This is a genomic window from Dietzia sp. oral taxon 368, assembly GCF_002999155.1.
In the GTDB taxonomy this organism is placed as follows: Bacteria; Actinomycetota; Actinomycetes; order Mycobacteriales; family Mycobacteriaceae; genus Dietzia; species Dietzia cinnamea.
In genome coordinates, this window is sequence record NZ_CP027238.1 from 2,277,539 (window position 1) to 2,300,916 (window position 23,378).

The window sequence follows — 23,378 nt, forward strand, 5'->3', positions numbered from 1 at the left end:
GCGGGTAGTGTCTCGGAAGACATCGACCGACCCCGTCTCACACCCCTGGAGCAGCACGTGGCACGCAGCGCCGAGTCCGTCCGAGCAGTCATCAAGGCCTACGACGTCCGTGGCGTCGTCGGAGAGCAGATCGACACGGACTTCGTCCGCGAGGTCGGTGCGTCCTTCGCTCGGCTCATGCGCTCCGAGGGCGCGGGCACCGTGGTGATCGGGCACGACATGCGCGACTCGTCCCCGGGCCTGTCGGCGGCGTTCGCCGACGGGGTGACCGCGCAGGGCCTCGACGTGGTGATGATCGGCCTGGCCTCCACCGACCAGCTCTACTTCGCCTCCGGCCTGCTGGAGTGCCCCGGCGCCATGTTCACCGCCAGCCACAACCCGGCGAAGTACAACGGCATCAAGCTGTGCCGGGCGGGCGCCAAGCCGGTGGGCCAGGAGTCCGGCCTCCGGACGATCGCCGACGAGGTCATCGCGGGCGTCCCCGCGCACGACGGGGAGACCGGCACCGTCTCCGAGCGCGACGTGCTCGAGGGTTACGGCGAGTACCTGCGCGGGCTGGTCGACCTGACGGGGATCCGCCGCCTCAAGGTCGCGGTGGACGCCGGCAACGGCATGGGCGGTCACACGGTGCCCGCCGTCCTGGGCGGGCTGCCGCTCGAGATCGTGCCCCTGTACTTCGAACTCGACGGGAACTTCCCCAACCACGAGGCCAACCCGCTCGAGCCGGCCAACCTCGTCGACCTGCAGGCCCTCGTCCGGGAGAGCGGAGCTGACATCGGCCTGGCCTTCGACGGCGACGCGGACCGCTGCTTCGTGGTCGACGAGCGCGGAGAGCCGGTGGCCCCGTCGGCCATCACCGCCCTCGTCGCCGAGCGGGAGCTCGCCAAGGAACCGGGCGCATCGATCATCTACAACCTCATCACCTCCAGGGCCGTCCCCGAGCTCGTCGAGGAGAAGGGCGGCGTCGCCGTCCGCACGCGCGTGGGCCACAGCTTCATCAAGGCGCAGATGGCCGACACGGGTGCCGTCTTCGGCGGCGAGCACTCCGCGCACTACTACTTCCGCGACTTCTGGGGCGCCGACTCGGGCATGCTGGCCGCCATGCACGTGCTGGCAGCACTCGGCGGTCAGGACGGCACGCTGTCCGAGCTCATGGGCGAGTACACCCGGTACGCCGCCTCCGGGGAGATCAATTCCACGCTCGACTCGGCGGAGGCGCAGACCGAGCGCATGGAGGCCGTCGTCGCCGCGTTCTCCGACCGCGCCGCGTCGGTCGACCGCCTGGACGGCGTCACCGTCGACCTCGGCGACGGCGCGTGGTTCAACCTTCGCGCCTCCAACACCGAGCCGTTGCTGCGCCTCAACGCCGAGGCGCCGACCAGGGAGGACGTCGACGCCGTGGTCGACGAGGTCCTCGCGATCGTCCGTGCCTGACCTGTCGAACGACACTGGGGCCGGGCGGGTCGACCTCGACGACCCCGAGGCGCTGCGCGCCGCGGACGCGACGGGGGCCCTGCTGCACGCGTCGATGGCCGGGGCGCAGCTCCGCGCCGTGGCCACCGCCGTCGAGGGCGGGGCCCTCGACGGTCTCACCGGCTTCCGGCCCCGCGCCGTGGTGTGGGTGTCCGGCCGGTCCGACCGCGCGCGGCAGGCGGCCGGCGTCGTGGCGGCTCTCGCCGTTGAGGCCGGTGGGCCCGCGGTCCCGCCGCTGGTGCACGCCGGCACCCTGCCCGCCTGGGTGGGAGCGCTCGACGTCGTCCTCGTCTCAGGAGACGACGCCGGCGATCCCGACCTGGCGGCGGCGATCGACGCCGCCGCCGGCCGCGGGGCCGCGGTGATCGTGGACGTGCCTCGCGAGGGGCTGGTCTCCGAGGCGGGCCGGGGGCGCGCCTCCTGGCTCGAGCCGCTGCCGTACCTACCCCCGCACCGCGGCGTACTGCGTCACCTCGCGGCCGGCATGGCGGTCCTCACCGCACTCGGGGCGCGGGGACTGGACGTGGGTGCCGCCGCCGACGCCGTCGACGTCGAGCTCGAGGGGATCGGGCCCGAACTAGCGACCCCGGTCAACCCGGCCAAGCTGCTCGCGACGTCGGTCGCCGGCCGCGACCCGCTCGTGTGGATCCACGCGGACGCGGTCTCCGCGGCCTGTTGCGATCGCGCGGTCGCGGCGTTCTGCGACGCGGGCCGGATCACCGCGGCCTCGTCGGTCGGGGACGCCGTGCGTGCCGGCGCCGAACGTGCGCAGGGGCGCCCGCCGGTGGATCCACTGGCGGACCTTTTCCACGATGAGGAACTTGACGGGCCACGCGAGGACATGCGCGTGCGATACCTCGGTATGGTGTTGAACGCGGACGAGGACATCGTCCGGCTGGCCGCGGGCCCGCTCGCGGACGTCGAGTGGGTCACCGACCGCGGTCGGGACACGGTCGGCGACGCCCCGGCCCCGTTGAGCGGAAAGGTGGCCGCGCACATGGCACGCACGGAGCTGTCCGCCGCCTACCTCCTCGTCGGAGGTCTGTAGGTCCGTGGTCGCCCTAGAACCGGTGGTCCAGGCCTACGCCTGGGGCTCCCGGACCGCCCTCCCCGAACTGTGCGGGACGGCCTCGCCGTCACCGCACCCCGTGGCCGAGCACTGGTTCGGTGCCCACGACTCGGGATCCTCCCTGTGCGCTGACGGACGGGCGCTCGACGCACGGATCGCCGACGACCCCGAGAAGGAACTCGGCGCCCGCGTCCTGGCCGAGCACGGCGGGGGACTGCCGTTCCTCGTGAAGCTGCTCTCGGCCGAGCAGGCGCTGTCCCTACAGGCGCACCCGTCACCGGAGAAGGCGCGCGAGGGCTACGCCGCGGAGGACGCCCGGGGGATCGCCGTCGACGCCGCTGACCGCAACTACCGCGACGCCAATCACAAGCCCGAGATCCTGGTCGCCCTGACCGAGTTCCACGCGTTGGTGGGATTCCGCCCGGTCGAGCGCACGATCTCCCTGCTCGACGCGTTCGACGTGGACTCGCTGCGGCCCTACCGCGACATGCTCGCCGGGCAGCCCGACGCCGAGGGCCTGCGCGCGGTGTTCACCACGTTCGTCACGATGCCCCACATCGTGCTGGCCGACGTCGTGTCCGACCTCGTGGCCCGGGCCGTGTCCTATCTGACCGTGAACGGGGTCGACGCCCCGTGGTCCGCGGTCGCCACGACGGTGGCGGAGCTCGCCGAGCGCTATCCGACGGACCCCGGCGTCCTGGGCGTCCTGCTGCTCAACCGGGTGGTCCTGCAGCCGGGCGAGGCCGTGTACCTGGGACCCGGGCAGCTGCACGCCTATCTGCGCGGCGTCGGGGTGGAGGTCATGGCCAATTCCGACAACGTGTTGCGTGGCGGACTGACCCCCAAGCACGTCGACGTGCCCGAGCTGATGCGGGTGCTCGAGTTCGGCCCGCTGGCCGACCCCACCGTCGACGCGATCCCCGCCGACCGCGGTATCCCCGGTGAGGTCGACTACCCCACGCCCGAACCGGATTTCGCGCTGTCGCGCATCGACCTGCCCGCCGGACGGCTCGTGACCTGGCGACCCGACGGGCCGGAGGTGCTGCTGTGCACCTCGGGCGAGGCGCAGGTCGACGAGGACGGTGCGGGGGAGGTGCTCCGGCCTGGGCGCGCGGTGTGGGTGCCGGCCTCGACGACGCGGGTGTGCCTGCAGGGTCTCGACGGGACGACCGTGTTCCGCACCCGCGTCGGCGACCGGTGACGGGGCCGACGCGCGAAGAGGCGCTGCCGCTAGTGGGCATCTCCGTTAGTTCGTCGGGGGTCATGCTGCGCGGAGGGTGCCGTCGTTGTTGAGGCGGTCGAGGTGGCGGTTGAGGTCGTCGCGGGTGTACTTCCAGCCGAACGGTTCGGCGCTTCGGTTGTAGCGATCCTGGAACGCGAGGATGCGTGCGGCGAGATCGTCGAGGTCTGCGAAGTCGCCGGTGGCGATGGCTTTGCGCTGCAGGATCGAGAAGTAGATTTCGACCTGGTTGAGCCACGAGGCGTGCACCGGAAGGTGCACCAGGACCGCGTTGGGAAACGCATGACGCATCCGGTCTTTCGAGGCCTGACCTGCGTGGGATGAGCCGTTGTCGACGACCCAGAACACTCGCTTCGCGGATGCGTATGGCTCTTGGGTCATCACCTGCTCGACCAGTTCGGTGAACGGGGCGATCCCTGTCTTGGGTGCGGTCATCCCCATCACGCGGGCCTGGTGGACGTCGTAGGCGGCGAAGTAGGCCAACGTCCCACCGCGGCGGTACTCGAACTCCACGCGCCGCGGCTGACCGGGCCTGGCGGGAGTCTCGGCGTGACGGCGTTTGAGGGCTTGGAGCTGTGATTTTTCGTCCGCACTGATGACGTACTCATCGTCGCCGAGAGCAACGCCGTTCCAGCGCCGGTGGTACAGGTCCAGCACCCGGGCGGCCTTGACGGCGAAGTCGGGGTCGCGGGGAAAAATCCACGACCGGTGCTGCCACGGCTTGATCGCATCTGCGGCCAGCCAGCGCCCGATCGTCGCCGACGCCACGGGGCGCACCAGCCCTGTGGCCACGGCGTGGGCTCTCAACTCGGCGGCCGACCATCTGGTCAGTGGCAGACCGTGGTCAGCCGGGCGCGTACACGCCAACGCTTTGACCTGGGCGACCTCGACGGGGGTGAACACTCGCGGTCGTCCCGAGCGGGGCCGATCTTTGAGACCCTCCAGGCGCTCGGTGCAGAACCGATGCCGCCACTGGCGCACCGTGTCTTCGCACACCCCGACCTCGCGGGCGATCGCAGCGTTGGCATCACCGGCAGCGGCCGCCAGGACGATCCGGGCTCGCAGTACATCGCGGTGCGCACAACGAGCAGCGTGCGCGCGGCGGGTCAGCACGTCGCGTTCTTTGCCGGACAGGATGACGATAACGGCGCTGGTGGGAGGCATGTTCATTTCTGACGCACCCAGCGGCGCCCGCCAAGCCGCCACGCCGGAACAAGCCGAAAGTCGAGGGCGAGAAACGGCGGCGGCGATGATGGAGACCATGGCCAAGATCCCCGACTCGACACAGACCTCACTGCGACAGAAACTCCTGGCCCGCGCTGCCGAACGGTGGCCCCAGATCCAGGCCCTGCACACCCGCTACCGGGCCGGATTCGCCTACATCGATGCCACCTTGACCGACGGGGACGAAGTCAAGCTCTGCCGACTGCGCTACGCCGGATCAGCCAGCCAGTGGGGTTTTGCGATCTACCGCGCCAGCCACGACGACTACCAGCAAGCCGCCCTGCCAAACGGATGGCCCTCAGGCACTCCCGCAGAAGCCCTCGACACCGCCTGCGGCCTCTATCTCGGCGACCCCACCGCCTGGATCACCGACCCCCGACGAACTAACGGAGATGCCCACTAGTGTGGGGCGCAGATCATTCGAAAGTCAACGAGGAGCTGGTCGAAGAACATGTCCGCTGATCTGCAGGTTCAGTCCGTCAACGGTGTCGAGTTCAAAGTGGCGGATCTGTCGCTGGCGGAGGCGGGGCGCAAGCAGATCCGTCTGGCTGAGCACGAGATGCCGGGCCTGATGGCGTTGCGTGAGGAGTACGCGGCCGAGCAGCCCCTGGCCGGCGCCCGGATCGCCGGCTCGATCCACATGACGGTGCAGACCGCTGTGCTGATCGAGACGCTCACCGCGCTGGGCGCGGAGGTCCGGTGGGCCTCGTGCAACATCTTCTCCACCCAGGACGAGGCCGCCGCCGCCGTGGTGGTGGGGCCCGAGGGCACCCCCGAGGCACCGCAGGGTGTGCCGGTGTTCGCGTGGAAGGGCGAGACCCTGACCGAGTACTGGTGGTGCACCGAGCAGATCATGACGTGGCCGGGCACCGAGCCCAACATGATCCTCGACGACGGTGGCGACGCCACGATGCTCGTCATCAAGGGCAAGGAGTTCGAGCAGGCCGGCGCCGTGCCGTCCGACGACGCGTCCTGGTCGGCGGAGGAGAAGGTCTTCCACGCGCTGCTGCGCGAATCGGTTCCCGCGAATCCGGGCAAGTACACGGCCATCGCGGAGTCGGTGAAGGGCGTGACGGAGGAGACCACCACCGGCGTGCACCGGCTGTACCACTTCCACTCCGAGGGCGTGCTGCCGTTCCCGGCGATGAACGTCAACGACGCGGTGACCAAGAGCAAGTTCGACAACAAGTACGGCACCCGTCACTCGCTGCTGGACGGCATCAACCGCGGCACCGACGCCCTGATCGGCGGCAAGAAGGCCCTGGTGTGCGGTTACGGCGACGTGGGCAAGGGCTGCGCGGAGGCACTGGCCGGTCAGGGTGCGCGTGTGCAGGTCACCGAGATCGACCCGATCAACGCGCTGCAGGCGATGATGGACGGGTTCGACGTGGTCACCGTGGACCAGGCGATCGCGGATGCCGACATCGTCATCACCGCCACGGGCAACAAGGACATCATCACCTTCGAGCACATGAAGCGGATGAAGAACAAGGCCATCCTGGGCAACATCGGCCACTTCGACAACGAGATCGACATGGCCGGGCTCGAGTCCGCGGAGGGCGTCACCCGCATCAACATCAAGCCGCAGGTCGACGAGTTCGTCTTCGACGACGACGGCCGCTCGATCATCGTGCTCTCGGAGGGACGCCTGCTCAACCTGGGCAACGCCACCGGGCACCCGTCGTTCGTGATGTCCAACAGCTTCTCCGACCAGGTGATCGCGCAGATCGAGCTGTTCACCAAGGCCGACCAGTACCCGATCGGGGTGCACCTGCTGCCCAAGATCCTCGACGAGAAGGTCGCCCGCCTGCACGTCGAGGCTCTCGGCGGCACCCTGACCCGGCTGGCCAAGGACCAGGCCGAGTACATCGGCGTGGACGTCGAGGGTCCCTTCAAGCCCGACCACTACCGCTACTGAGCTCACCGACGATGAGTGCACGGCCGATGAGTGCACGGCCGATGGGTGCGCGGCCGGGAGGCGCACGGCTCGTGGTCGTCGAGGGGCTCGACGGAGCGGGCAAGAACACGTTGACGACCCGCCTCGTCGCCGAGCTCGGCGCCCGCGGGCTCTCGGTCGGCCGGCTGGCGTTCCCGCGCTACGGCACCCTCCACGCCGACCTGGCCGCCGACGCCCTGCACGGCGGTCAGGCCGGGGCGGCGGACTCGCCCCACGCGATGGCGCTGCTGTTCGCTCTGGACCGACACGCCGCGCTCGACGCGCTCACCGGACTCGCCGTCGCCCACGACGTTGTGCTGCTCGACCGGTACGTGGCCTCCAACGCCGCGTACACCGCCGCACGGCTCGGCCCGGACCGCGAGGCCGAAGTCGTCGAGTGGATCGGCGCGCTCGAGTTCGACCGGCTCGGGCTGCCGGCCCCGCATCTGCAGCTGCTGCTCGACACCCCCGTCGAGGTGGCCGCCGAGCGGGCCGGTTCCCGCGAGGTCGCCGACCCGGGCCGTGCCCGCGACCGCTACGAACGCGACGCGGACCTCCAGGCGGCGACCGGGGAGGTCTACCGCCGACTCGCGGCGGCCGCGTGGCGGTCGCCCTGGCGCGTCCTCGGGGCCGATCCCGCGGTGCCGGAGTTGGCCGACCTCGTCGTCGACCCCACCCCGGAGCCCGCGCCGCACCCGCGATCGCGCGGGCTGGCCGGGTAGTCTCTGAAGCGGCAGGAAGACGACCCACGGTACGTACCGGCGGTCGTGCGCCTGACGATGCCGACCCGACACGCCGACACAAGTGGTGACCATGACCCCCAAGATCCTCGTCGTCGACGACGACGCCGCGCTGGCAGAGATGCTCACCATCGTCCTGCGGGGCGAGGGGTTCGAGACCGAGATCGTCGGCGACGGTGTCCAGGCCATCGAGACCTTCCGGGCCGTCCAGCCCGACCTGGTCCTGCTGGATCTCATGCTGCCCGGGAAGAGCGGGATCGACGTGTGCCGGGAGATCCGCGCCGAGTCCCGGGTGCCGATCGTCATGCTCACCGCCAAGACCGACACCGTCGACGTGGTCCTGGGCCTGGAGTCCGGTGCGGACGACTACATCATGAAGCCGTTCAAGCCCAAGGAGCTCGTCGCCCGCATCCGCGCGCGCCTGCGCCGGGGCGAGGACGAGCCGAGCGAGGTCTTGCACATCGGGGACGTCACCATCGACGTGCCCGCGCACACCGTCACCCGTGACGGCACGCCGATCCCGCTGACCCCGCTCGAGTTCGACCTCCTCGTGGAACTGGCCCGCAAGCCCCGCCAGGTGTTCACGCGTGAGGTCCTGCTCGAACACGTGTGGGGCTACCGCCACTCGGCCGACACCCGGCTGGTCAACGTCCACGTCCAGCGCCTGCGGGCGAAGATCGAGAAGGACCCCGAGAACCCGGAGGTCGTCCTCACCGTGCGCGGCGTCGGCTACAAGGCCGGTCCGGTCTCGTGACCACCGCTCGTCCCGACGACGCGGTGGCGTCCACCGGGGACGAGCCCGACACCCGGGACGTGACCGACTCGTCACCGACCTTCCGGGAGCGACTGTCCGAACTCGACCCGGCCGCCATCGGCGGTCGGATCGCGCGCATGTGGCGACGCTCCCTGCAGCTGCGGGTCGTCACCTCGACCCTCGCGTTGTCGATGGGCGTGATCCTCACGATCGCGTTCATGCTGCAGAGCCAGATGGCCGCCCAGCTGCTGTCGACCAAACTCGACGCCGCCATGGAGCAGGCCGGCCGGCTCCGCCTCACGGTCGAGGCGCAGATCGCCGCGACCGACGAGGGCACCAGCGAGCAGTCGCGGCTCGACCAGGCGCGCAGCGCCATCAGTGAGCGCGGCGTCGCCTCCGGCGGCGACTCCGTCCACGCCGGCACGTTCGACCCCATCCTCGTCGTGCCCGACCAGACGGGCCGCGGGCAGGTGGTCAGTCCCGCCGAGGCGGAGGTGCCGCCCGAACTGCAGTCCCTCGTCCAACGGGGACGCATCGCCTACCAGTACGTCACCGTCGACTTCCGCGGCGAGCAGGCCAAGGCGCTCATGCTGGGCACGCCGACCGACTCGTCCATCCCCGGGCTCGAGCTCTACCTCGTGTACCCGCTCATCGCCGAGGAACAGACCCTCGGCATCATGCGGGGGATCGTCGCCACCGCCGGCCTGGCGATCATCGTGCTGTCCGCGGCGATCGCGTGGATCGTCGCCCGGCAGGTGGTGCTGCCCGTCCGGCAGGCGGCCTCGATCGCCCAACGCTTCGCCAACGGCCACCTCAAGGAGCGGATGGTCATCCGCGGCGAGGACGACGTCGCACGCCTGGCCATGGCGTTCAACGACATGGCCCAGAGCCTGTCCGACCAGATCACCCAGCTCGAGGAGTTCGGCGACCTGCAGAAGCGGTTCACCTCCGACGTCTCCCATGAGCTGCGCACGCCGCTGACCACCGTCCGGATGGCCGCCGACATCATCTCGGATTCGGCCGAGGACCTCGACGCCCCCACCAAACGCGCCGTGGAGCTGCTCGAGTCCGAACTCGACCGCTTCGAGAGCCTGCTCACCGACCTGCTCGAGGTCTCGCGCCACGACGCCGGCATGGCCGAACTGTCGACGGCCGAGCTGGACGTGCGCACCGCCGTCCGGGACGCGGTCGGCACCGTCGCCCACATCGCCGAGGCCGCGGGCGTCGAGGTCGAGATCGACATGCCCGACGAGCCGGTCATGGCCGAGGTCGACTCCAGGCGCGTCGAGCGGATCCTGCGCAACCTCGTGGCCAACGCGCTGGACCACTGCGAGTCCAAGCCCGTGCGCGTCACCCTCCGCGGCTCCGACACCGCCCTCGCGGTCTCCGTCCGCGACCACGGCGTCGGGCTCAAACCCGGCGAGGAGACACGCGTGTTCAACCGGTTCTGGCGCGCCGACCCCTCCCGGGTGCGCCGCTCCGGCGGCACCGGGCTCGGACTGGCGATCGCCCTCGAGGACGCCAAGCTGCACGGCGGCCGGCTGGACGGCTGGGGCAGCCCCGGCGAGGGATCGTGTTTCCGGCTCACCATCCCGCGCCGGCGCGGCAGCACGCTCACCTCGAGCCCGCTGCCCTTGACGCCCGAGGACGAGGCGCGGCTCGTGTCCACCGGCTCACCGACCCCGCTCGAGCGGGTCCCCGGAACGGCGGAGGACACACCATGACCCGCCCCCGGCTCCTGGCGGTCGCCGTGACACTGGCCTGCGCCACCGGACTGACGGCCACCAGCTGCGCCACGCTGCCCTCGTCGTCGTCGCCCCAGGTCATCGACACGTTCGCGCCCGAGGGTGACGACCTGGCGATCCCCACCCCCGTGCCCGACCAGGAACCGGACCTCCTGGTCCGGGACTTCCTCAAGGCGGCGGCCATCGCCGACCAGCGGCACGCCGCCGCGCGCCAGTTCCTCACCCCGGAGGCGGCGGAGACCTGGGACGACCTGGCCGAGACCATCATCGTGCTGCGCGCCGACCTCAGCGCGGAGGGAGGCCGCTCGGCCGACCGCGCCGAGTACACGCTCCGCGCGGAGAAGGTCGGCTCACTCGACCCCGGCGGCATCTTCCGCGAGGACGTCGGCCAGCTCGAGGTCACCATCGGGCTCACCCGCACCGACGGACAGTGGCGGATCGACGAACTGCCGCCGGGAGTCGTGATCGAGAAGGCCGAGTTCTTCTCCACCTACGCCCAGCGCGACCTGTTCTTCCTCTCCGGCTCCGGCGAAGCCCTCGTCCCGGACCCCCGGTGGACGGCCGCCGACCGCACCGACCTCGAGTACTCCCTCGTCAACCTCCTCGCCACCGGCCCGCGCGCAGGTCTCACCGACTCCGTCCTGTCCAGAGTCCCCGCCTCCGTCTCCGTCCGCCCCGGCGAGGAAGACGGAGGCGACGTCCCCGGCACCACCATCGACTTCGCCGGGCTGCCGGTGCTGAGCAGTCAGGCCACCACCCAGTTCGCCGCTCAGGTCGTGTGGACCCTCGCGCGCGCCGACGTCCCCGGGCCCTACCGCCTCGAACGCGACGGCGCGCCCCTCGACGAGCGGTACGCGAACGGGTGGACCACCGAGGACGTCCGCGACTTCGACCCCTACCCGCCCGCCGAGCCCATGCGCTACGCCCTCACCGCAGCCGACGGGCTGGTCCGACTCGAGCCGGGCGGCGCCCGCCCGGCCGGCGGGCCGTGGTCCGAGGTGCGCGGGGGCAGCAGCGCCGCCGTCTCCTACGACGGACGCGTCCTGGCGATGGTCGTCGGCGACGAGGGGGCGGGGACCAACCGGCTCCTCGTCGGCGCGATCGACGGCGATCCCACCGAGATCCTCACCGCGCGGAGCGTCACGGGCCCGACGTTCCACCCGGTCGACGGCCGGGCGTGGGTGATGATCGACGACACGCGCCTCGTCCGCATCGGGATGGGGCGCGGCGGCCCCGACATCCGCGAGATGGAGGCCGGCCCGATCCGCTCCCTCGGCGGCCGGGTCACCGCGTTGCGCATCGACCAGTCCGGCACCCAGATGGCCGTGGTCGCCGACGGCAAGGTGTTCATCGGCTCACTGTCCGCCGAGACCGGGCAGCCGCTCGCCGGAACGTTCCGGCAGGTCGGCCGCGCACTCGGGGAGACAGCCACGGCCGTGGCCTGGCGGGACCGCTCGACGATCGTCGTGGGCCGCGACACCGCCGAGGCGCCCGTCGCGACCGTCTCCGTCGACGGGGCCATCGCGGAACCGCTGTCCCAGCGCAACATCTCCGGACCGGTGACCGCCGTCGCGGCGGCCGGACGCGAGATCTACGTGGTGGACCGGCGCTCCCTGCTGCGCCTCGACACCGGCGCCCAGACCGGCGACAGATACTGGCGGGAGATCCCCGGGCTGGCCGCGATCCGCGCCGATCCGGTGGTCGCGGGCTGACCCGGTGAGGGTCGGGGACGAGGGCGCGCCGCCCCCCGGACGCGCGACGCGTCGGCGGCGTGACCCCGACACCTGGGCCGCCGCCCTGGCCGACCTCGTCGTGCCGCTCGAGTGCGCAGGCTGCGGACGCGCCCGCCACCGGTGGTGTCCCGCGTGCGCCGAGACCCTGGCCGGACCGCCGCTCGTCGTGCGGACCCGCGCCGACCTCCGCGTCCCCGCCTGGGCGCTGGCCCGGCACACCGGCCCGGCCGCCCGCGCCGTGTCCGCGTACAAGGACCGCGGCAGATCCGACCTCGCGCGCCCGTTCGGCACCGCCCTCGCCGCGGCGGTCGACAGCCTGCGCGCGGCGGGTGAGATCGCCGAGGCGGGGGAGCGGCCCACGGTCCTCGTGCCCGCCCCGGCGTCGGGGCGCGCCCGTCGCCGGCGCGGGTTCGACCACGTGCGCGACATCGTGGACGTCCTGGCCGCCGACCTCGCCGGATCGGTGCCGATCGGTCCGGTGGTCGTGGCGCCGCTGCTCGAGGTCCGCGGGCGGGTCCGCGACGCCTCCGGCCTCGGTGCCCGGGCCCGCGCCGACAACCTCTCCGGGCGCATCCGCCGGCGCCCCGCCGGGACGGTGCTGCGCGCCTCCCCCGGGGCGCCGGACACGGTGGCCGCACTCCTGACGACGCCCGCGACGGTCCTCCTCGTCGACGACGTGGTGACCACCGGTGCCACGGCTGCCGAGTGCGTGGCCGTCCTCGTGGCGGGAGGCCTTCCGGTGACCGGCGTCCTGGCCGTCACGGCAGCGTGAACGGACGCCGACGCGCGTCGGTCCGGTGTGAGTTCGCGGTCTCGGGTGCAGCGTCAGCGCGAGCGGGTAGGGTGGGCTTTGGACGGGTTCACCAGCACGTTCGCCGCCTGTCGGCTCTGGTGGGCCGTGTCCGCAGAGTGTCCACTCAGCCATGTGGGTGGACCCTTCGGCCGGGATTCCGGGCGGTTACCGGATCGGTCGCAGCGGTCCGCCGCAGGCCCGATGAGGAGGAGCTTCGATGGCGAAGACCCCCGCAGTCCTGCTCGACCCCGCCACCTTCGACGGTCCCGAGACCGACGATCCCGGCACCCCCGAGGCCCAGGTGACCATCCGCGGCCGGAACGTCGAGGTCCCCGACCACTTCGTGAGCCGGATCAACACCAAGCTCGCAAAGGTCGAGAAGATGGCGCCGCTGATCCAGCGGTTCGACGTGATCTTGTTGCACGAGAACAACCCGAGGCTGGCCAAGGTGAGCCAGCGCGTGGAGATCACCGTCAAGGGCAAGCCGGGAGTGGCCCGGGCCGAGGCGGCCGAGGACACCTTCTACGCGGCCCTCGAGTCGGCCGTGGCCAAGCTCGAGCGGCAGATGCGCAAGGCCCGTACCCGTCGCAAGATCAGCCACTCCGGGCACCGGCGCCCGCAGTCGGTCGCCGAGGCGACCGCCGAGCTCGCCGCCGACGCCGCCCCTGTAGGCGCGCTCGACCAGCAGCTCGACGGCGTGGAGTACGACGACGGGGTCGACGCTTCGATGCCCGGGCAGATCGTGCGGCGCAAGGAACACGACGGCACCCCGATGTCGGTCGATGAGGCGCTCGAGAAGATGGAACTCGTGGGTCACGACTTCTACCTCTTCCGCGACGCGGAGACCGGGCGTGCCACCGTCGTCTACCGCCGGCACGCGTTCGACTACGGGCTCATCACCCTGAGCGACGAGGGCTGACGGTCCCCTCCCACACCCGCCGAGGGCGGTCCGGTCCCGCTCGACCGGACCGCCCTCGGCGTGTCAGGACGGTCCGCAGCACCTAGGATGAATCCGGGCCCGCGTGCCACCACGCAGGTCGCAGATACCACGACCACTTCCCCGACCACGAGGACGTTCGAGACTGTGTCCATTCTTTCCAAGCTGCTCCGGGCCGGCGAGGGGCGAAAGCTCAAGAAGTACACCGCTCTCGCCGACTACGTGGACTCGCTCTCCGCCGACACGGAGAAGCTGACCGACGACGAGCTCCGGGCGAAGACCGGGGAGTTCAGGCGTCGGGTGGCCGACGGAGAGACACTGGACGACCTGCTGCCCGAGGCGTTCGCCGTGGCGCGCGAGGCCGCGTACCGCGTCCTCGGACAGAAGCCGTACAAGGTGCAGATCATCGGCGCGATCGTGCTGCATACCGGGTCCGTCGCCGAGATGAAGACCGGCGAGGGCAAGACCCTGACCTGTGTGCTGCCCGCCTACCTCAACGCCCTGTCCGACAAGGGCGTGCACGTCGTGACGGTCAACGACTACCTCGCCAAGCGTGACGCCGAGTGGATGGGCCGAGTCCACCGCTTCCTGGGACTGTCCGTGGGTGCCATCCTCAGCGGCATGACGCCCGACCAGCGGCGCGAGGCCTACCACGCCGACATCACCTACGGCACGAACAACGAGTTCGGGTTCGACTACCTTCGCGACAACATGGCGCATGACACCGCGCAGCTCGTCCAGCGCGGGCACAACTACGCGATCGTCGACGAGGTCGACTCCATCCTCATCGACGAGGCGCGGACCCCGCTCATCATCTCCGGGCCCGCGGACGGTTCCAGCAAGTGGTACGCCGAGTTCGCGCGCATCGCCCCGCTGCTGGAGGAGGGCACCCACTACGAGGTCGACCGCAAGAAGCGGACGATCGGCGTCACCGAGCAGGGCGTCGAGTTCGTCGAGGACCAACTGGGTATCGAGAACCTCTACGAGGCCGCCAACTCGCCGCTGGTGAGCTACCTGAACAACTCCATCAAAGCCAAGGAGCTGTTCACCAAGGACAAGGACTACATCGTCCGCGACGGCGACGTCATCATCGTCGACGAGTTCACCGGGCGCGTCCTCGACGGTCGCCGCTACAACGAGGGAATGCACCAGGCCATCGAGGCCAAGGAGCGCGTGGAGATCAAGGCCGAGAACCAGACCCTGGCCACCATCACGCTCCAGAACTACTTCCGGCTCTACGAGAAGCTGGCCGGCATGACCGGCACCGCCGAGACCGAGGCGGCCGAGCTGTACCAGATCTACAAGCTCGAGGTCATGCCCATCCCGACCAACCGCCCCATGGCCCGCGCGGACCAGCCCGACCTCATCTACAAGACCGAGGAGGCCAAGTTCGCCGCCGTTGTGGAGGACATCGCCGAGCGGGTCGAGAAGAAGCAGCCGGTGCTCGTGGGCACCGCCTCCGTCGAGCGCAGTGAGCACCTGTCCCGGCTGCTCACCCGCAAGGGCATCAAGCACCACGTCCTCAATGCCAAGTTCCACGCCCAGGAGGCGCAGATCATCGCCCAGGCCGGCCGGCCCGGCGCGGTCACGGTCGCCACCAACATGGCCGGCCGCGGTACCGACATCGTGCTGGGCGGCAACCCCGACATCATCGCCGACCTCAACCTCCGCGATCGCGGCCTCGACCCGGTCACCACCCCGGAGGAGTACGAGGCCGCGTGGGACGCCGAGATCGAGCGGATGCGCAAGCTCACCAGGGAGGAGGCCGAGCGGGTCCGCGAGGCCGGTGGCCTCTACGTGCTGGGCACCGAGAGGCACGACTCGCGCCGCATCGACAACCAGCTGCGTGGCCGCTCGGGGCGCCAGGGCGACCCGGGGGAGTCCCGCTTCTACCTGTCGCTGGGTGACGAGCTCATGAGGCGCTTCAACGGCGCCGCAGTGGAGGCGATCATGAACAGACTGAGCCTGCCCGACGACGTGCCCATCGAGGCCGGCATGGTCTCGCGCGCGGTCAAGAACGCCCAGACGCAGGTCGAGTCGCAGAACTTCGAGATCCGCAAGGACGTGCTCAAGTACGACGAGGTGATGAACCAGCAACGCACGGTCATCTACCGTGAGCGCAAGCGCATCCTGGAGGGCGAGGACATCACCGACCAGGTCGAGTCGATGATCTACCAGGTGGTAAGCGCCTACGTGGACGGTGCCACCGCCGAGGGGTATGTCGAGGACTGGGACCTGGAGAAGCTGTGGGACGCGCTGCGGCAGCTCTACCCCGTGTCGATCACCGCGCAGGAGATCATCGACGGTGACGAGTACGGCTCTCCCGGCGACCTCTCCGCCAAGAACCTCAAGGACGCCGTCCTCGACGACGTCTTCGCCCGGTACGACGAGCGCGAGTCCGAGATCGAGGGCATCGGCGGCGAGGGCGCGATGCGCCAGCTCGAGCGGTCGGTCATGCTCCAGGTCCTCGACCGTAAGTGGCGTGAGCACCTCTACGAGATGGACTACCTCAAGGAGGGCATCGGGCTGCGCGCCATGGCCCAGCGCGACCCGTTGGTCGAGTACCAGCGCGAGGGCTACGACATGTTCTCCGCGATGATGGACGGCGTGCGGGAGGAGACCGTGGCGTTCCTGTTCAACGTCAAGGTTCAGGCGGGCCGGCAGGAGGCGGCGATGGCCGGACCGTCGGCGGCGCAGGCGGCGGCACTGGCCGGTGCCAACCCCATCCTCCAGGCGGCGGGCACCGGCCGAGACGTGAGCGAGGAGCAGATGCAGTTCTCCGGCCCGTCGGAGAGCGGCGACGCCCAGCTGGTCGACGAGGGCACCACGGCCAACCGCGCCGAGCGCCGTTCGCAGGAGCGTCAGCAGCGGGCCGAGCGTCGGGAGCGGGCCGCCCGGACCGCCTCGCGCGGGCGCCGGGACTGATCGGCCCCGCCCGGCCGCCGCGCCGGGGCGCTCACACCAACCGCAGGGCCGTACAACCGGCTCCCGTGGGGGTCACCCGGATGCGGGCCGCGACGGCGAACAGTCGCGGTCCGCGTGCGTACGTGGCGCAGACCTCGTAATCCCGCGGACCCGAGTCCTCGTCCGATCCCGCGTCCGTGTCCACCGCGCCGGCGGCATGGATGTGGAGGCGGTGGAGTCTTGCCGGCCCCAGGTGCTGTCCGGGCACGCCTACGCGCGCGAGTGAGCGCAGCATCTCCATGAGATGCGGTGGGAACGCCCCGCGGGTGTTCTGCGGCGCACGCCGGCGATCCACGACCTCCAGCGCCATGACGATGAGCGCGTGGGCGGCCCGCCGTGCCGGCACGGGAACCTCGTCGTCCGGTGCGGGCACGGGCCTGCCGGAGCGGTCGACGACGCGCTCGCGCTCCCGCTCCCGCCAACCCGGCCCGGGTTCCGTCGGCGGCAGGGGACGGATCCGGCCGTCCTCCGTGTGCCACTCCGCGGCGCCTCCGGAGGCGATCATGGTGGTCGGCGGCGGCCGACCGGACGTCGGTGCGGATACCGGTGTCGGTGTCATCTGGCTGGGCTCCTCCCGCGCTCGACCCTTCGGTGGTCTCGCGTCCTCTACCCTCTTGACGCGGCGGATCGGGCCCGTGGTTCCACCTCTCCTACTGCACGCCCGACGGGTGTTGCCTAGGCTGTCCCCATGCGTGGACTGATAGTCGACTACTTCGGCGTGCTGGACGGCACGGACGAGGACCGCGAGAACTGGCGGTCGATCCTGACCGGTGCGAGGGCCAACGACGTGCGCCTCGCCGTGCTGAGCAACGAACCCGAGGGACCGGGCGCCGACCGCGTCCGCGAGGAGGCCCGTGAGTACGGGATCGACCACGTGGTGCTCAGCGGCGCGATCGGCGTCGAGAAGCCGGAGCCGGAGGCCTTCCTCGAGGCCGCCCGCCGCCTCGAGCTCGAGCCGAGGGAGTGCGTGATGGTCGACGACGCGATCGAGAACGTTCTCGGCGCGGTGCAGACCGGCATGATCGGCGTGTTCTACCAGGTGTTCGACCGGGCGGCCGTGGAGATTCGCGGCCTGCTCGGGTTGGACGAGGCGGTCTGACGCCATGGCGACCAGGCTGGCCACCGCCGACGCGGACCTGCTCCTCGGGGACGCCGCGCGTTCCCGGAGCCGGCACTCGTGTTCGCTGGCCCTGGTCGCCCGTGACGAACCGTGGGACATCGACCGTGTCATGGAGTTCGTCGACACGCGGCTGGCCGACGCGCCCCGCTACCGGCAACGGATCCGTCAGGTCCCGTTCGGTCTGGCCAGGGCGGTCTGGGTCGACGACCCCGACTTCGACCTGAGCTTCCACGTCCGCCGGTCGGCGCTGCCCGCGCCGGGCGGGACGCGGCAGTTGGCCGACCTGGTGGCCAGGCTGGTCGACAGGCCCCTCGAGGCCGACCGCCCGCTGTGGGAGCTGTACCTCATCGAGGGCCTACCCGACGGCCGGTTGGCTATTCTCACCAAGAGCCACCACGTCCTGTTGGGCGGGCCCAACGCCGTCGACCTGGCGCAGGTGCTCATGACCGACGAGCGCGTCTCCGCGGACGCCGACGAGGTCGCCACCTGGACGCCCGTGCCGTCGCCCGGCGACGGGGTGCTGGTGCTGGACGCGCTCATGACCATCGCGACCGACCCTCTGGAGCTGGTTCGCCGTTCGGGACGCCTGGCGAACGCGCTGGAGCGGACCTCACGCGGCCTCGTGGGGGCGGCCACCCTGTCGGTGCTGCGTCCCGGAGGGGGCCTGTCGGAGATGTTCCGCACCGCTCGCCCCCGGGGCAGCAGGGTCGGGCTCGCGTCGTTCCCGTTGTCCGAGGCGAGGGAGATCGCCCGGGCGCACTCCTGCAAGGTCAACGACGTGGTGCTCGCCGTCCTGTGCGGGGCGCTGCGGTCCTGGATCCTGTCCTGCGGCCATCCGCTGTCCACGTCGGACAGCCTGCGTGCGATCGTGCCGATGGCCGTCACCGCCGAGATCGACGGCGCGGAGGCGCCCGGCGACGTGACGTCCGCGGAGATCGCCTCGGCGCTCATCGGCATGCCGGTCGGGGAGCCCAACCCCCGGATGCGGTTGGCGCAGATCGCCCGCGAGGCCGCGACCCAGCGCTCGCCGCGGGAGGCGGTCGGCGCCAAGTCTCTGGCGCGGCTCTCCGGATTCGCCCCGCCCACCCTGCACGCGCTGGCGTCCCGGGCGGCGATCATGTTGCCGTCGGAGAGCTACGACCTGGTGGTGACCAATGCCCCCGGCCCGCAACGCAAGGTGTTCTGGGGCGACGGCGAGCTGGTCGAGGTCTACCCCGTTCCGGCGCTGCTCGAGGGCCAGGCGCTGGCCGTGTCCATGAGCAGTTACTCCGGGACCGTGTACTGCGGCTTCACCTCCGACCGCCAGGCCGTCCCAGACGTCGAGGAGATCGGCGAGCTGATCGCGTCGGCCCTGGACGAGCTCGCCGGTTCCGCCGGCTGACCGGTCCCGGCCGACCCACCGGCGCCCCCGTAATCGCTCCCGCCCCAGGAAGGCCCACCGATGCGACTGTTCATCCCCGCCACGCTGACGATGCTCGAGACCCTGCTGGACGCGGGCGAAATGCCCGTGCGGAGCGGGACCGCGTTCGCCGCGACCCCCGCCCTGATCGAGTCGTACGCGGAGGGCGATATGGAGGAGATCGAACACGTGGCGTTCCTCGAGGCCGCCCGCGCCTCACTCCGCCTGCTCGGCGGCGAGCTCGATTCGGGGACGGCGCACGAGGCCCACCCGTACCGGCGTGTCGTGGTGAGCGCGGACGTGCCGGACGAGCAGGTCACCCCACGCCCGGATCTCGACACGGCCGTCGTGCGACTGGCGGGCGGGACGGTCGCGATGGCCGACATCGCGGCCGTGCACGTGGACCTCGCGGGAGCGGTCGATCTGGTTCGCGACGCCGTCGAGGCGGTCGATCGGGCCGATCTCGGGGACGAGGACGCGGAGCTCACCGTGGGCGACGCGCTCGACGTGGATCTGGCGTGGTACGACGCCGTGGAACTGCCGTTCCTGCTCACCTTGCTCTGAGCGCGCGCGAGGGTATGGGCGGAGGCGGCTAACCTACGCTACCGTAGGTTCATCTTCTGGCAGCGTCGGCCCGATCCCCGGGCCGCGGATGGCCGGACGCGAGGAGGCACCAATGTCCGAGTCGAAGAGCGGGCTCAGTCGTATCATGCGGGCGGCGGCCGCGCGGGTCCCTGAGCCGCGGGGCGCGCGTCGGTTCCTCAACCGTCTGACCCATCCGCTGCGCATGGACGACTACTCGTCGCTCATCTACCCGCTGTGGTCCGCTCGGGAGCTGCGCGGCGAGATCGTCTCCGTGCGCCGAGAGGCCGACGACGCGGTGACGCTCGTCATCAAGCCGGGTTGGGGTGCCACCCCGGAGTACCGCCCGGGCCAGTACCTGGGGATCGGCGTGCTGCTCAACGGACGCTGGACGTGGCGGTCGTACTCGTTGACCTCGGCACCCACGAGCGGTCGTGGCGAGTACTCGGTGACCGTCAAGGCGATGCCCGAGGGCCTGCTGAGCAACCACATCGTCGGCACCGTCGAGCCGGGCACCATCGTCCGGCTGCAGGCCCCGGCCGGCGACTTCCATTTGCCGTCCCCGACGCCGGACAAGCTGATGTTCGTCACCGCCGGGTCGGGCATCACCCCCGTGATGGGCATGTTGCGGTCGCTGGACAGGCGCTCGGCTGACGAGCGGTTCCCCGACGTGGTCCACGTCCACTCGATCCGCGACCGCGAGGACGCGCTGTTCCACGACGAGCTGCTCGCGTTGGAACGCACCCAGCCGGGGTACACACTGCATCTGCGGGTGACCAGCGAGGAGGGTCGCATCAACGCCGAGCAGATGGCGGCGCTGGTGCCGGACTGGTCCGAGCGGCCCACGTGGGCGTGCGGTCCGTCGGCGATGCTCGACGAACTGACCGAGCACTTCGAGGCCTCGGGGCGCGACGACCTCCACGTCGAGCGGTTCACGGTGGACCGCAACGCCGGCGCATCCGGCGGGACGGTCAAGTACGGCTCCACCGGCAAGACCGTCGAACTCGACGGGGCCACGACGATCCTCGAGGGCGGGGAGAGCGTCGGCGTGCAGATGCCGTTCGGGTGTCGTATGGGCATCTGCCAGACCTGCGTGGTGGGCCTGGACGAGGGGCACGTGCGGGATCTGCGCAACGGCACCGATCACGGCCCGGGCGAGCGGATCCAGACGTGTGTGTCGGTCGCGCTGGGTGACGTCGAGCTCAAGCTCTGACGCCGCCCGGTGCCCACCGCGGGCCCGTGTCGTCAGCGGCACCCATCGCGTGCCCGCGGCGACGCGTCAGTCCTGGTCCAGCCCCAGCGCCCAGGGGTCGTTGGACTGCAGCGCCCCGAGTAGCTCGCGCACGGCCATCGCCCGTCGGTGCACTGCCGGATCGACGATGGCGTCGAACGCGCACTCCGGGTCGGCCGGCGGTCCCTGGTGGGTACAGCCGCGCGGACAGTCCGCCGCGATCTCGACGAGGTCGGAGAACGCGCCCACCACGTCCTCGGGCGAGACGTGCGCCAGGCCGAAGCTGCGGATGCCGGGCGTGTCCACCACCCAGCCGCCGGCGGCCAGTTCGAGCGCGACCGACTGGGTGGAGGTGTGTCGGCCCTTCCCGACGCCGGAGACCACGCCCGTCGCCCTGTCCGCCCGCGGGACCAGGCGGTTGACCAACGTCGATTTCCCGACTCCCGAGTGGCCGATCATCGCGGAGATCCGGCCGTCGATCAGGGCGTGGAGATCGTCCAGCTCGTCGTCGACCCCCACCCGCAGGACCGGCACGTCGAGGGCGGCGAACTCGGCGGCGAACACGGACGGGTCGTCCAGGTCACCCTTGGTCAGGCACAGGACCGGGTCCAGTCCGCCGGTGTAGGCGGCCACGAGCGCACGGGCGACGAAGCCGGCGCGCGGCGGCGGGTCGGCCACCGCGACAACGATGAGCAACAGTTCCGCGTTGGCCACCACGACCCGCTCGTAGGGGTCGGAGTCGTCGGCGGTGCGACGCAGCACGGTGGAGCGGTCCTCGACGCGCACGATGCGGGTGAGGGTGTCGCGCGCGCCGGACAGGTCGCCGACAACGCCCACACGGTCACCCACCACCACGGGCGTGCGGCCCAGTTCGCGCGCCCGCATGGCGACGACGCGGGTGCCGGCGCGGTGCCCGGGTCCGTCGTCGAGCAGCACGCACCCCCACCGGCCGCGGTCGACGGCGACGACCATCGCGGCGGCCGCGTCGTCGTGGCTGGGTCGGCGCTTGGTGCGCGGCCGCGACCCCTTGCCGGGCCTGACCCGGACGTCGGATTCGTCCCACCCGCGTACGCCGCCCGCGCCCCGTCCGCTCGGCATGGCCGCCCGTCAGCCCCGTCCGGCGAGCATGTCGGCCCACATGGTGGTGAAGCCGGGCAGGGTCTTGGAGGTGCACCCGACGTCGTCGACCTCGACGCCCGGCACGACCAGTCCGACGATGGCGCCGGCGGTGGCCATGCGGTGGTCGGCGTAGGCGCGCCACGGGGCGCCGCGCAGGGGCGCGGGGGTGATCTCGAGTCCGTCGTCGAGCTCGGTGACGCCGCACCCCACGGCCCCCAGCTCGGCGGCCAGCGCGGCGAGGCGGTCGGTCTCGTGGCCGCGCAGGTGCGCGATCCCCGTGAGACGCGACGGGCCGTCGGCCAGCGCGCACAGGGCGGCGACGGTGGGGGTGAGCTCGCCGATGGCGGACAGGTCCCGATCGACGGGGGAGAGGCGCGAGGGGCCGACGACGACGAGGGTGCCGTGGTCCGCATCGTCGGCGATCTCGAGGGTCACGGACGCTCCCATGGCCCGCAGGATGTCGCGGATGGCGTCGCCGGGCTGGGTCGTGGTGGCGGGCCAGTGCGGGATGCGGACGGTTCCGCCGGTGACCGCCGCGGCGGCCAGGAACGGGGTGGCGTTGGACAGGTCGGGCTCGACGACCCGGTCGACGGCCGCGATCGGGCCGGGGGCGACCCGCCATGAGGACGGGGTCGGCTGCTCGACGGTGACGCCGGACTCGCGGAGCATCGCCAGTGTCATCTCGATGTGCGGTCCGGACGGGACGGGCGAGAGCCCCACATGCACGAGGTCGAGGCCCTCGTCGAAGCGGGCGGCCGAGAGCAGGAGGCCGGAGACGAACTGCGAGGAGGCCGAGGCGTCCATCTCGACGCGGCCCCCGCGCAGGGAGCCCGTGCCGGAGACGGTGAAGGGCAGGCGCTCGCCGTCGATCTCGGCGCCGAGGGCCCGCAGCGCGTCGAGCACCGTGGACTGTGGGCGGACCCGGGCGGCGGGGTCGCCGTCGAATGTCGAGGGGCCGGTGGCGAGGGCGGCGATCGGGGGGACGAAGCGCATGACCGTCCCGGCCAGCCCGCACTCGACGTCGTCTCCGCGCAGCGGACCGGGCGTGATGGTCAGGTCGGTGTCGTCGGGGCGGAGGTCGCCGGCGGGGCCCTCGACCCGGGCGCCCAGGGACCGCAGGGCGCCGATCATGAGGTCGGTGTCGCGGCTGCGCAGGGTGCCGGTCAGGCGGGAGGGGCCGTCGGCCAGGGCGGCGAGGGGGAGGGCGCGGTTGGTCAGCGACTTGGATCCGGGGACTACGACGTCGGCGTCCACGGGGGCAGCGGCGACGGGGGCGCTCCAATGACTCACCCGGCCATTGTCGCCCATCGCGGGCGCTC

At 71.5% G+C, this 23,378-nt stretch carries 20 protein-coding genes; 16 read left to right on the forward strand and 4 right to left on the reverse strand.

Features of this window, described 5'->3' with window-relative positions; translation table 11 throughout:
- Nucleotides 1–57 precede the first annotated feature (57 nt).
- From C3V38_RS10650 to manA, 3 genes are read left to right on the forward strand one after another with little or no spacing between them, the layout of a single operon-like run.
- Entirely contained in the window at nucleotides 58–1,434 is a 1,377-nt protein-coding gene (locus C3V38_RS10650; protein WP_061228100.1) for a phosphomannomutase/phosphoglucomutase, read from the forward strand.
- Nucleotides 1,427–2,521 (forward strand): hypothetical protein, encoded by a 1,095-nt coding sequence (locus C3V38_RS10655; RefSeq protein WP_061228046.1) that lies wholly within the window; start codon nucleotides 1,427–1,429, stop codon nucleotides 2,519–2,521. The genes C3V38_RS10650 and C3V38_RS10655 overlap by 8 nt, the downstream gene beginning before the upstream one ends.
- 4 nt (nucleotides 2,522–2,525) lie before the next feature.
- Nucleotides 2,526–3,743 (forward strand): mannose-6-phosphate isomerase, class I, encoded by a 1,218-nt coding sequence (manA, locus tag C3V38_RS10660; RefSeq protein ID WP_061915269.1) that lies wholly within the window; start codon nucleotides 2,526–2,528, stop codon nucleotides 3,741–3,743.
- Nucleotides 3,744–3,803: 60 nt separating this feature from the next.
- Here the strand turns inward: manA and C3V38_RS10665 are convergent, their stop codons facing one another.
- Nucleotides 3,804–4,946, reverse strand: a complete 1,143-nt coding sequence (locus C3V38_RS10665) for an IS630 family transposase (protein ID WP_061917901.1) — start codon at nucleotides 4,944–4,946, stop codon at nucleotides 3,804–3,806.
- Between C3V38_RS10665 and C3V38_RS10670 the strand changes: the two genes are divergently transcribed.
- The 9 genes from C3V38_RS10670 (at nucleotide 4,945) to secA (ending at nucleotide 16,569) form a co-directional block, all read left to right on the forward strand.
- Entirely contained in the window at nucleotides 4,945–5,409 is a 465-nt protein-coding gene (locus C3V38_RS10670) for a hypothetical protein (protein WP_254425955.1), read from the forward strand. The genes C3V38_RS10665 and C3V38_RS10670 overlap by 2 nt on opposite strands.
- 48 nt (nucleotides 5,410–5,457) lie before the next feature.
- Complete coding sequence (ahcY, locus tag C3V38_RS10675) at nucleotides 5,458–6,924, forward strand: adenosylhomocysteinase (protein WP_106385749.1); 1,467 nt, start codon at nucleotides 5,458–5,460, stop codon at nucleotides 6,922–6,924.
- A gap of 26 nt (nucleotides 6,925–6,950) precedes the next feature.
- Nucleotides 6,951–7,664 carry a dTMP kinase gene (locus tag C3V38_RS10680; RefSeq protein ID WP_254425956.1) on the forward strand — a complete coding sequence of 238 codons (714 nt, stop codon included), beginning with the start codon at nucleotides 6,951–6,953 and terminating at the stop codon, nucleotides 7,662–7,664.
- Between the two features lie 91 nt (nucleotides 7,665–7,755).
- Entirely contained in the window at nucleotides 7,756–8,436 is a 681-nt protein-coding gene (gene mtrA / locus C3V38_RS10685) for an MtrAB system response regulator MtrA (protein ID WP_061228099.1), read from the forward strand.
- Nucleotides 8,433–10,160, forward strand: coding sequence for an MtrAB system histidine kinase MtrB (gene mtrB / locus C3V38_RS10690; RefSeq protein ID WP_106385751.1), 1,728 nt, complete (start codon nucleotides 8,433–8,435; stop codon nucleotides 10,158–10,160). The genes mtrA and mtrB overlap by 4 nt, the downstream gene beginning before the upstream one ends.
- Nucleotides 10,157–11,893, forward strand: coding sequence for an LpqB family beta-propeller domain-containing protein (locus C3V38_RS10695; RefSeq protein ID WP_106385752.1), 1,737 nt, complete (start codon nucleotides 10,157–10,159; stop codon nucleotides 11,891–11,893). Before mtrB ends, C3V38_RS10695 begins: the two co-directional genes overlap by 4 nt.
- A gap of 4 nt (nucleotides 11,894–11,897) precedes the next feature.
- Nucleotides 11,898–12,686 (forward strand): ComF family protein, encoded by a 789-nt coding sequence (locus C3V38_RS10700; RefSeq protein ID WP_254425957.1) that lies wholly within the window; start codon nucleotides 11,898–11,900, stop codon nucleotides 12,684–12,686.
- Between the two features lie 238 nt (nucleotides 12,687–12,924).
- Complete coding sequence (hpf, locus tag C3V38_RS10705) at nucleotides 12,925–13,626, forward strand: ribosome hibernation-promoting factor, HPF/YfiA family (RefSeq protein ID WP_106385753.1); 702 nt, start codon at nucleotides 12,925–12,927, stop codon at nucleotides 13,624–13,626.
- Between the two features lie 165 nt (nucleotides 13,627–13,791).
- On the forward strand, nucleotides 13,792–16,569 hold the full coding sequence (secA, locus tag C3V38_RS10710; protein WP_106385754.1) for a preprotein translocase subunit SecA: 2,778 nt from the start codon (nucleotides 13,792–13,794) through the stop codon (nucleotides 16,567–16,569).
- Nucleotides 16,570–16,600: 31 nt separating this feature from the next.
- Here secA and C3V38_RS10715 read toward each other — a convergent pair whose 3' ends face one another.
- The gene (locus C3V38_RS10715) at nucleotides 16,601–17,167 is read right to left on the reverse strand and encodes an Rv3235 family protein (protein WP_254425958.1); all 567 of its coding nucleotides are present in this window, start codon (nucleotides 17,165–17,167) and stop codon (nucleotides 16,601–16,603) included.
- Between the two features lie 129 nt (nucleotides 17,168–17,296).
- Here C3V38_RS10715 and C3V38_RS10720 point away from each other — a divergent pair, with 129 nt between their 5' ends.
- The 4 genes from C3V38_RS10720 to C3V38_RS10735 all read left to right on the forward strand — a co-directional run bounded on the left by C3V38_RS10720 (nucleotide 17,297) and on the right by C3V38_RS10735 (nucleotide 20,922).
- Nucleotides 17,297–17,707 (forward strand): HAD family hydrolase, encoded by a 411-nt coding sequence (locus tag C3V38_RS10720; protein WP_106385755.1) that lies wholly within the window; start codon nucleotides 17,297–17,299, stop codon nucleotides 17,705–17,707.
- Nucleotides 17,708–17,711: 4 nt separating this feature from the next.
- Nucleotides 17,712–19,109 carry a wax ester/triacylglycerol synthase family O-acyltransferase gene (locus C3V38_RS10725; RefSeq protein WP_106385756.1) on the forward strand — a complete coding sequence of 466 codons (1,398 nt, stop codon included), beginning with the start codon at nucleotides 17,712–17,714 and terminating at the stop codon, nucleotides 19,107–19,109.
- A gap of 60 nt (nucleotides 19,110–19,169) precedes the next feature.
- A complete protein-coding gene (locus tag C3V38_RS10730; RefSeq protein WP_106385757.1) occupies nucleotides 19,170–19,691 on the forward strand; it encodes a hypothetical protein in 522 nt (173 codons plus the stop codon).
- 112 nt (nucleotides 19,692–19,803) lie between these two features.
- A complete protein-coding gene (locus C3V38_RS10735) occupies nucleotides 19,804–20,922 on the forward strand; it encodes a ferredoxin reductase (RefSeq protein ID WP_007630253.1) in 1,119 nt (372 codons plus the stop codon).
- 66 nt (nucleotides 20,923–20,988) lie between these two features.
- Here C3V38_RS10735 and rsgA read toward each other — a convergent pair whose 3' ends face one another.
- Together rsgA and aroA are read right to left on the reverse strand one after the other, a co-directional pair.
- Complete coding sequence (rsgA, locus tag C3V38_RS10740) at nucleotides 20,989–22,038, reverse strand: ribosome small subunit-dependent GTPase A (RefSeq protein WP_106385758.1); 1,050 nt, start codon at nucleotides 22,036–22,038, stop codon at nucleotides 20,989–20,991.
- A 9-nt stretch (nucleotides 22,039–22,047) separates the two neighbouring features.
- Nucleotides 22,048–23,367, reverse strand: coding sequence for a 3-phosphoshikimate 1-carboxyvinyltransferase (gene aroA, locus C3V38_RS10745; RefSeq protein ID WP_106385759.1), 1,320 nt, complete (start codon nucleotides 23,365–23,367; stop codon nucleotides 22,048–22,050).
- Nucleotides 23,368–23,378: the final 11 nt, after the last annotated feature.